Source organism: Pseudomonas sp. BMW13 (genome assembly GCF_013357275.1).
In the GTDB taxonomy this organism is placed as follows: domain Bacteria; phylum Pseudomonadota; class Gammaproteobacteria; order Pseudomonadales; family Pseudomonadaceae; genus Aquipseudomonas; species Aquipseudomonas khazarica.
Window position 1 is genome coordinate 164,168 of the sequence record NZ_SUKD01000025.1, and the last position, 9,362, is coordinate 173,529.

A 9,362-nucleotide genomic window follows, 5' to 3' on the forward strand; every position below is an offset into this window, starting at 1 on the left:
TCGCATTCAGGCATATGAAGGTCGGTCATGAGGCAGACAAGTGGCCCTCATGCGCGTCGTTCAGATGAGCATGAACAGCTCGGCAGCGTTGAACCGGGCGCTGAACTGCTGGGCCTGCACCGGCCGCCCGAGCAGGTAGCCCTGCACCTCGTCGCAGCCGTGCTCGCGCAGGAAGTCCAGTTGCGCCTGGCTCTCCACGCCTTCGGCAATCACCATCATGTTCAGGCTGTGGGCCATGGCAATGATGGCGCGAGCGATCTGCGCGTCCTGCTCGCCCTCCGGCAGGCCGTCGACGAAGCTGCGGTCGATCTTCAGCACGTCGATGGGGAACTGCTTGAGGTAGTTGAGCGAGCTGTAGCCGGTGCCGAAGTCATCCACCGCGATGCACAGGCCCAGGCGCTTGAGCTCGTGCAGCGTCTGCATGGCGCTGGTCACGTCGTGCATCAGGATGCTCTCGGTCAGCTCGACCTCCAGGCAGGCTGGCGGCAGCCCGGTGCGTTCGATGATGGCGGCGATGCGCGCGCTCAGGTCGCCTTCGGCGAACTGACGGGCGGAGAGGTTGACCGAGACCTTGGGGATGCGGATCTTCTCGTCGTGCCAGGCCCTGAGCTGGCGGCAGGCTTCTTCCAGGACCCATTCGCCGACCTGTACCACCAGCCCGAGTTCTTCCAGCACCGGGATGAAATCGTCCGGCGGTACCAGGCCACGGCTCGGGTGGTTCCAGCGCAGCAGGGCCTCGACGCCGGTCAGGCGGCGGCCGTCGCCGGAGAACTGTGGCTGGTAGTGCAGGACGAACTGGCCCTGTTCCTGGGCATGGCGCAGGTCGCTCTCCAGCTCCAGGCGCTCCAGGGCGCTGGCGTTCATGTCGGCCTGGTAGAACTGGAAGTTGTTCTTGCCACGTTCCTTGGCGTGGTACATGGCGGTGTCGGCGTTCTTCATCAGCTGGCTCAGCTCGTCACCGTCCTGCGGGGCGAGGGCGATGCCGATGCTGGCCGTGACGAAGAACTCGCGTCCTTCGAGCACGAAGGGGCGTGCCAGGCTGGCGAGAATCTGTTCGGCGACATGGATGGCGCGGTTCAGTGCACCTTCACGGGTGGCGCGCGGTTGCAGCAGCAGGGTGAATTCGTCGCCGCCCATGCGCGCGACGGTGTCGTCGCCGTCGACGCAGGCCGACAGGCGCACGGCCACGTCCTTGAGCATACGGTCGCCGGCCGCGTGGCCCAGCGAATCGTTGATCGGCTTGAAGCGATCGAGGTCGAGGAACATCAGCACCACCCACTCGTCATGCCGTTCGGCATGTTGCAGGGCGCTGTGCAGCCGGTCCTGGAACAGCGTGCGGTTGGGCAGGTGGGTGAGGGCGTCGTAGTAGGCCAGGCGGTGGATACGCTGCTCGCTGGCCTTGCGCTCGCTGATGTCGCTGAAGAAGCACACGTAGCTGACGAGGTCGCCTTCCTCGTCGTGCACCGCGGTGATGCCGACCCAGGCCGGGAAGTTCTCGCCGCCCTTGCGCTTGAGCCAGACCTCGCCCTCCCAGCTGCCGCGCTGGTTGAGCTGGCCGAGGATGTACTGCATGTGCGTCGCCTGCTGGCGATCGGCGGTGAGCATGCCGGGCAACTGGTCGAGCACCTGGCCGGCGGAATAGCCGCTGACCCGGCTGAACGCCTTGTTGACCTGAACGATGTAGCCGGCCGGGTCGGTCACCAGGATCGCGGCAGTGGAGTGTTCGAAGACCGTCGCCGCCATGCGCAGGTCCTTTTCCGCGCGGCGCTGCTGGCTGATGTCGCGGCCCACGCCGAGGATGCCCTCGAAGCGACCGTTCTCGTCCCACATCAGCACCAGGCGCAGCTCCACCGGGATCTTGTGGCCGTCGGCGCGCAGGCAGTCGAACACGAACAGCTGGTCCGGCAGTTCGTCGCGCAGGCGGTTGAGGCGATCGCGTTCGCCGAGTGCATCGCGAATGCGTTCGAGCAGGTGGTTGAGGCCGACCAGTTGCTGCGGGTTGGCGGCCATGTTGGCGAAACCGTTGGCCATGACCCAGTTGACGGAGTAGCCCAGCACCGGCTCGACAGAGGGGCTGACGTAGTTCAGCGCCAGGCTGCTGTCGGTGGAGAAGATCACGTCGCTGATGCTTTCTGCCAGCAGGCGATAGCGCTGCTCGCTGTCGCGCAGCGACTGGTTGCGTTCGATCTGTTCGGTGATGTCCTTGGCGACGCCGATCAGGCGGCTTACCCGGCCCCGCTCATCGCGCGCCAGGGCCTGCTCGCGGATGCTGAACCAGCGCCACTGGCCGTCGCGGTGGCGCCAGCGCAGCACCGACTCGAGCAGCAGGCCGTCGCCGACCACTTTCTGCAGGTTGCGGATACGCCAGTAGTAGTCGCTGTCGTCCGGGTGCAGCACCTGCTCCCAGAAATCCTCGCGCATGCTGCGCAGCTCGGCCTTGCTGTAGCCGAGTTGCAGGCCGAGGCTGTGGTTGCTGAACAGCACCTGGCGGTTCTGCATGTCATGTACGTAGAGCAGGTCGGGTACCGAACGTACCACCTCGGACCAGAAGCGCTCGCGCTCGATCAGCGACAGCTCGATGCGCTTGCGGCTGGTGATGTCGCTGATACTCAGCGTCACGGCCTGGTAGTCCTGGATCATCTCCGGCAGGCGCAGGACCAGCCAGACATGGCGCTGCAGGCCCTGCGCGGTGACCAGCTGGGTCTCCAGCTCTACCAGGTTGGGACCTTCGAGCACGGCGACCGCCAGCCGGTAGCGCAGGTCGTCCGGCCTGATCGGGCCGCTGTCGATCAGCTGATGCCAGGCCTGATCGATGGATTTGACGCCGAGCAGGTTGAGCGCCACCTGATTGGCCTCGGTGATGCGCAGCTGATCCAGCAGTAGCGTGTGGTGCTGGGCATCGGCTTTCAGCCAGCGCTGGAGGCCGGCGGCATCGCGCAGCTTGTTCTGCAGCAGCAGGCTGCGCAGGCCGGAGAGGTCGAGCACGCAGAGGGCGACCCCGGTGCCGTCGAAGATGTCCTGATAGCGCCTGCGGGTCTCCTGCAGCACGCGCATCGCCTGCTGCTCGTCGGTCACGTCGCGCAGTACCCAGACGTAGCCACCCCTTGGCCCGGCGTTGCCGATGTCGCTGCGGGTCACGGCGAACAGGCGGGCGCTGCCCTGGCGCTCCACCCGGACCAGCTCGGGGCCGGGGTCGCCGGCCAGCTGCGGGCTGTTGAGCAGCAACGGATCGAGGTCGGGCAGCAGGTCGAGCAGGTGCAGGTCCCAGGCGGCCTCGCTGCTGAGGCCGAACAACGCCTCGGCCTGCGGGTTGAGGTAGCGCAGCTTGCCATCGGACTGGGTCACGAGAATGCGTTCTTCGACTGCCCCTAGCGCACTGGCGGCGCGATGCAGCGAGCGCCGCGATTCACTGTTCAGGCGCTGCAGGCGGCGCTGCTCGCGTTGCAGGCCGTAGAGGGCGAGGAGCGTCAGCAACGAGCACAGGACGAACAGCAGGAACTTGCCGGCCAGCGCTGGCATCAGCTCGTTGCTGGCGCGATCGGCATCGAAGAGCGGGCGCAGCTGCCAGTCGCTGCCGGGCAGGGGAATTTGCGCGAGGCTCTGCGCCTGCTCGGCGCCGGTGACCGGTGCGATGCTGCCGGCCGCCTGCTGCAGGTGGTCGGCCCGGGCGATGACGCGCAGGCTCTGTCGGTCCTCGAGCAGCCAGTCGTGTTCGCTCTGGTGTTGCTCGCGCAGCCAGTTCCTCAGCGCCTTGGTGCTCATGCGCAGGACGCGATGGCTACCGTCGGCCTGCAGCAGCAGCAGGTACAGGGCGCCGCCGTCCTGGGCGCTGAAGGCGAAATGGTAGGCAGCCGAAGCGCTGCGCTGCAGCTGGTTGCGAATGAAGCTGCGGTCGTTCGCACTGGCGAAGCTGTCGCTGAGCAACTGACCGTTGGCGTCGAACCAGGCCATGCTGCTGAGGGTCGGGAAAATGCTGCGCAGCGTGCCGAGCAGTTCGGCGTCACTGTGCTTGGCGTCCTCCGCGCTGTGCAGCATGGCCTGCCCGGCCTGGGCCTTCAGGCGCATGCTCAGGCTCAGGTGCTTGGCCAGCTGTTCACCGTAACTGAGGCTGAGCTGCTTCTGGCTGCCGAGCAGTTGCCGATGCTCCTGCACCAGTTGCCAGGCCAGCAGGCCCAGAATCGCCAGCACCAGGACCACCAGCGCACGCCGCAGCGCTTCGCGACGCCTTGGCGCACGCGACTCGCCCGTGGGGGAGTTCGGCTGGGATGAGGGAGTCGACACGTTCTATGAGCCTGCAGCCAGTGCGGGGTTGTATCTGCTATGACAAGCGCGAGCGGGCCTCTGCTCACGTCAGCCGGCTAGAATGCCTGTAAATGTGGCCAAGTGCCAGTTCCGCTCGACGAGCGTAGTTTGCCCTGTCGCCTGCATTGCGGTAGCTTTGCGCCGCGTGCGCGAACTGTCCGCGCCATACTTGGCGTTCCTCTCCGTGGCGGCTAAGGTCTCTGCACGTTGTCAGGCTGCGGAGGTCGCGAAAAACGGCCGCAGACGGCAAGCGACGGTTGCGCATCGCACGTTCAGCGTCCCCACGACGTTTTCGCCACGCGTGCCGGGTGCGCCACTTTTTCAGCTCTCATTCTCACCAGTCAGGTTCTCCATGGCTCAGTACGTCTACAGCATGCATCGGGTCAGCAAGGTCGTCCCGCCGAAGCGTGAAATCCTCAAGGACATCTCTCTCTCGTTCTTCCCGGGCGCCAAGATCGGTGTGCTCGGCCTCAACGGCGCCGGCAAGTCGACGCTGTTGCGCATCATGGCGGGCGTCGACACCGAGATCGACGGCGAAGCCCGTCCCATGCCCGGCATCAAGGTCGGTTACCTGCCGCAGGAACCGCAGCTGGACCCGGCCAAGAGCGTGCGCGACATCGTCGAAGAGGCAGTAGGCGAGATCAAGCAGGCCCAGGCACGTCTCGACGAGGTGTACGCCGCCTATGCCGAGCCGGATGCCGACTTCGATGCGCTGGCCGCCGAACAGGCCAAGCTGGAAGCCATTCTGCAGGCCGCCGATGGGCATAACCTGGAGCGCCAGCTGGAAGTCGCCGCCGACGCCCTGCGTCTGCCGGCCTGGGACGCCAAGATCGAGCACCTCTCCGGTGGCGAGAAGCGCCGTGTGGCGCTGTGCCGTCTGCTGCTGTCGGCGCCCGACATGCTGCTGCTGGACGAACCGACCAACCACCTGGACGCCGACTCGGTGGCCTGGCTGGAGCGCTTCCTGCACGATTTCCCCGGCACCGTGGTGGCGATCACCCACGACCGTTACTTCCTCGACAACGTCGCCGGCTGGATTCTCGAACTCGACCGTGGCCACGGTATCCCCTACGAGGGCAACTACTCCGGCTGGCTGGAATCGAAGTCCAACCGTCTGGCCCAGGAAGCCAAGGCCGAGGCGTCGCACGCCAAGGCCATGAAGGCCGAACTGGAGTGGGTTCGCCAGGGCGCCAAGGCGCGTCAGTCGAAATCCAAGGCGCGTCTGCAACGCTTCGAGGAAATGCAGTCGCAGGAATTCCAGAAGCGCAGCGAGACCAACGAGATCTACATCCCGGCCGGTCCTCGTCTGGGCGACAAGGTCATCGACTTCGTCAATGTGTCGAAGTCGTTCGGCGACCGCGTACTGATCGACGACCTGTCGTTCAGCATCCCGAAAGGCGCCATTGTCGGCGTGATCGGTGGCAACGGTGCCGGTAAGTCGACCCTGCTGCGCATGATCACCGGCAAGGAACAACCGGACTCCGGCCACATCGAGATCGGTGAAACCGTGCAGATCGCCAGCGTGGAGCAGAGCCGCGAGGCACTCGAAGGCAACAAGACCGTGTGGGAGCAGGTCTCCGACGGCTTCGACATGATCAAGGTGGGCAACTACGAGGTGCCGTCGCGTGGTTACGTCGGCCGCTTCAACTTCAAGGGCGCCGACCAGCAGAAGTTCGTCAAGGACCTCTCCGGTGGTGAGCGTGGCCGTCTGCACATGGCCCTGACCCTGAAGCAGGGCGGCAACGTGCTGCTGCTCGACGAACCGTCCAACGACCTCGACGTGGAAACCCTGCGTGCGCTGGAAGACGCGCTGCTGGACTTCCCCGGCGCCGCCATCGTGATTTCCCACGATCGCTGGTTCCTCGACCGCATCGCCACCCATATCCTCTCCTACGAGGACGATGCCAAGGTCAACTTCTTCGAAGGCAACTACACCGAGTTCGAAGCCGATCGCAAGAAGCGCCTGGGCGACGCCGCCGCGCAGCCGCACCGCGTGCGTTACAAGAAACTGGCGCAGTAAGCGTCCGGTGGATGAAAAACGGAGCCTGCGGGCTCCGTTTTTCGTTGTGGCGCAGAGGGCGCGGTGGCCATCTGCGCCAGGCGGGCGGGGCTACAGCTTGGCCAGTAGCGCTTCCAGCGCCTTGGCCTGGTCCTCGGCCAGGTCGATGATATGGAAGCCGGCCCAGCAATGCTGGCCGTCGGCACCCGGCCGGCTCCACAGGCAGTCCGCCCCGAGGTGCACTTCCTGCAGGCCATGGGTTTCCGAGGTGCAGACCAGGCGGCACTCCAGCACGGCATCGGCCGTATGCGGGGTGTCGCTGAACAGCATGAAACCGTCCGCGGACAGGTCGACGATACGGCCAAGGCGCTGCCCGCTGTTGAGGTCGAAGACCTCCAGCTGCATCTCGGTGCCATGGCGGCTATGTTGGCGACGCTCTTCCATGGAAATTCCTCAGCGGGGTTCGGCTGCGCGGCCAGTGAAACGCTGCAGCACGCGGTAGATGGCTGTCAGTGCGCGATCCACCAGTGGTGTTGCGCGTTCGGGGGTGACGATGCGGGCCAGGCCCTTCTCCATTTCGTTCGCCAGCACGGTGAGCGGCTTGATCGCGACACGCTGACCACTGTTGTCGACGAACATGTAGTTGTGCGTGGTCGGGCTGAACCAGGAGAGTTTGAGCACACGGCTCTGGCCGTTGCTGACGAATTCGAACCAGGTGCCGAACTCGACGTCCGCCAGTTCCTTGGCCAGCGCCTGCGCACGTGTCGAAAGCGTATTGCGTGACGGCGCCTGGCGCACCAGGTCGGCATCCTCGCCGAGCATGGCGCCCAGCGGGCTTTCCGGCAGGGTGGGGCTCAGTTGTGCGGCCAGTTGCGGCTGCTTGGCCTGCACGGCGTGCTGGCAGGCGACCAGGTCCTGCAGCAGACGACGAATGCCATCCTCGTGGTAGCCACCCAGCAACTCCAGTCCTTTGCGCAGGTCGCTGAGCATGGGCACGCGCAGTTCCTGCAGGCGCTGTGTGTCCGCCTCGTCCAGCGGGGTGCCGCTCCAGGCCAGTTGCTCGGCCACTTCGCTGGCACGTCGCCATTCCTCGCTCTGTTCGCCATGACGCAGCAGGACGAAGACCAGCACGTCGGCCCAGGTCAGCTCGAGGAAGTTGCGGATGATCGCCGGCAGGTCACGTTGCTCCAGGCAGCGCTGCACCACGTCCAGAGCCTGCTCGCGTGCGCCGAGCAGACGATCCCTGCCTTTGGCGGCTTCTACCGCGCGGCGCTCACGCAGCTCGACCTTGTGGCGCAGGGTGTCGACATATTCGTTGAACTCTTCGATCAGGCCGTCGAACAGCGCCAGGTCGCCGCTGAAGCCATGAATCACGCGCTCGACCACCCACTGCATCTTGGCCAGCAAGCCGCGCTCGTCACCCTCGCTGCCATACAGCACGCCGGCCTGGGCCATGGTGTTGAGCAGGCGCCGCGCCGGGTGGTGATGCTGGGTGAACAGCGCCTTGTCCATCAGGGCGATCTTCAGGTAGGGCGTATGCAGGTGCGACAGCGCGGTCTTGCAGGCGTCCGGCAGATTCTCGTCGTCGAGGATGAAGTCGAACAGCATGCCGACCAGGTCGATCACATCGGCTTCCTGCTCGGAAACCTTGCTGTCGCCGGGCAGGCTGCTGTGGGACTCCAGCTGCTGTTGCAGATCGGCCTTCAGACCCTCGACCGCCTGTGGCTTCTGCAGCCGCTGGGCCAGTTCGTGCGCCGACTGCTGTTGCATGCGATTGAGCGCGGCGAGCAGCTCGCTGGCGCTGTAGGTCCGGCTGGCCTCACGCGGCGAGAAGCTGACGATGCTGCGTGTGCCGCCGAGCAGGGGGGCATCCGGATGACTGTGGCGATGTTCGTCCAGCAGGCTGGACAGGCCGCTGAACAGCGCCGAGGGATCGCTCGGGGGCGGCGCGCTCAGATCGAGGTCGAGCAACGCGGGCTCTGCGCTCGCCGGGGCCGTGCCGGGTTTGCCGGTGGCTGGCTGCGCCGGCGCGGGGGCTTCTGCCTTGGGTGCCTCCGGGCGGCTGACGCTCGGGTTGATCTGCGCGCTGTACTTGAGGTTGGGCAGCACACCGGCGTCGATCAGGCGCTGGTTGAGGGCGCCGTACAGCGAGTCCAGGCTCTGCATCACATGGCGATCGAAGAGCATGTAGAGGATGGTCTTGATCTGCAGCGGGAACGGGCAGGGCGCCAGTGCCTCGCGAAAGGCCTGGGCGATGGCCTGCGGGCCGAAGGGGTTGTTGTCCTCGCCGAGCTTCTGCCCGTTGTTGAGCAGCGCCAGGCGCTGCTCCAGGGCGAACAGCTGCTGCGTGCAGCGGGCCTTGACCCGGCTGACCATGTTGGTGACTTGCAGGGTCTCTTCGTAATCTTCGTTCTGCACCAGTTCCAGGTGCTCGGAGTCCAGTTGCGCGGCGGTCTGGCTCTGCAACTTGCCGTCGAGGAAATCGGAGAAGTTGGTGGCGATCTGCTGGTGATAGCTGCGCTCGATCTGCGGGCGTTGCCGGCGTATCTCGCGCATGCTGTCGAAGAACAGCGTCTGCACCTTGTTGTTCTCGGCCTTCTCGGCGCACTCGAACAGGGTGTCGTCGACCTGGCCGAAGACGCCGTTGAGGTGCTCCGCCAGGCGATTCATCACCAGTTTGCGGCACGCCTGCACCAGGTCGCTGAAGCGCGGCTGTATGCCGCGGCTGGCGAGGCTGACCACCTTGGGGTGAATGGGGGGCTGGTCCTGGCTGCTCATGGACTGTCCTAACTGGCGTCGTCGTCTGGCGCGTCCTGCGTCGTGCCGCAGTTCGATGAAACATATAGTAGTCCATGCCCGTGCTGCAAAGCATTGTCGTAAAAGCAGTTTGCAGGGGTTGACAGGGAATTTTTGCTACGTAAAATGGCGCGCCTCAGCAGCGGCAACGCGAAAGCGAAACGCGGTTGAGGCTGGAATGTCAGTAGTTCCGCGATAGCTCAGTCGGTAGAGCAAATGACTGTTAATCATTGGGTCCCTGGTTCGAGTCCAGGTCGCGGAGCCA

4 protein-coding genes and 1 tRNA gene are annotated in these 9,362 nt (G+C 65.4%); 2 read left to right on the top strand and 3 right to left on the bottom strand.

What is annotated here, in order from left to right; genetic code table 11:
- Window positions 1-60: 60 nt before the first annotated feature.
- Window positions 61-4,281 (bottom strand): EAL domain-containing protein, encoded by a 4,221-nt coding sequence (locus E4487_RS19300; protein ID WP_081876404.1) that lies wholly within the window; start codon window positions 4,279-4,281, stop codon window positions 61-63.
- A gap of 373 nt (window positions 4,282-4,654) precedes the next feature.
- On the opposite strand from E4487_RS19300, the gene ettA reads away from it, so the two are divergent.
- A complete protein-coding gene (ettA, locus tag E4487_RS19305) occupies window positions 4,655-6,322 on the top strand; it encodes an energy-dependent translational throttle protein EttA (RefSeq protein WP_037046207.1) in 1,668 nt (555 codons plus the stop codon).
- A gap of 90 nt (window positions 6,323-6,412) precedes the next feature.
- Here ettA and E4487_RS19310 read toward each other — a convergent pair whose 3' ends face one another.
- Window positions 6,413-6,745: a PilZ domain-containing protein gene (locus E4487_RS19310; protein WP_037046209.1), complete on the bottom strand. Its 333-nt coding sequence runs from the start codon at window positions 6,743-6,745 to the stop codon at window positions 6,413-6,415.
- Between the two features lie 9 nt (window positions 6,746-6,754).
- Window positions 6,755-9,079, bottom strand: a complete 2,325-nt coding sequence (locus tag E4487_RS19315; RefSeq protein WP_037046211.1) for a DUF1631 domain-containing protein — start codon at window positions 9,077-9,079, stop codon at window positions 6,755-6,757.
- 207 nt (window positions 9,080-9,286) lie between these two features.
- Here E4487_RS19315 and E4487_RS19320 point away from each other — a divergent pair.
- Window positions 9,287-9,362, top strand: a tRNA-Asn gene (locus E4487_RS19320).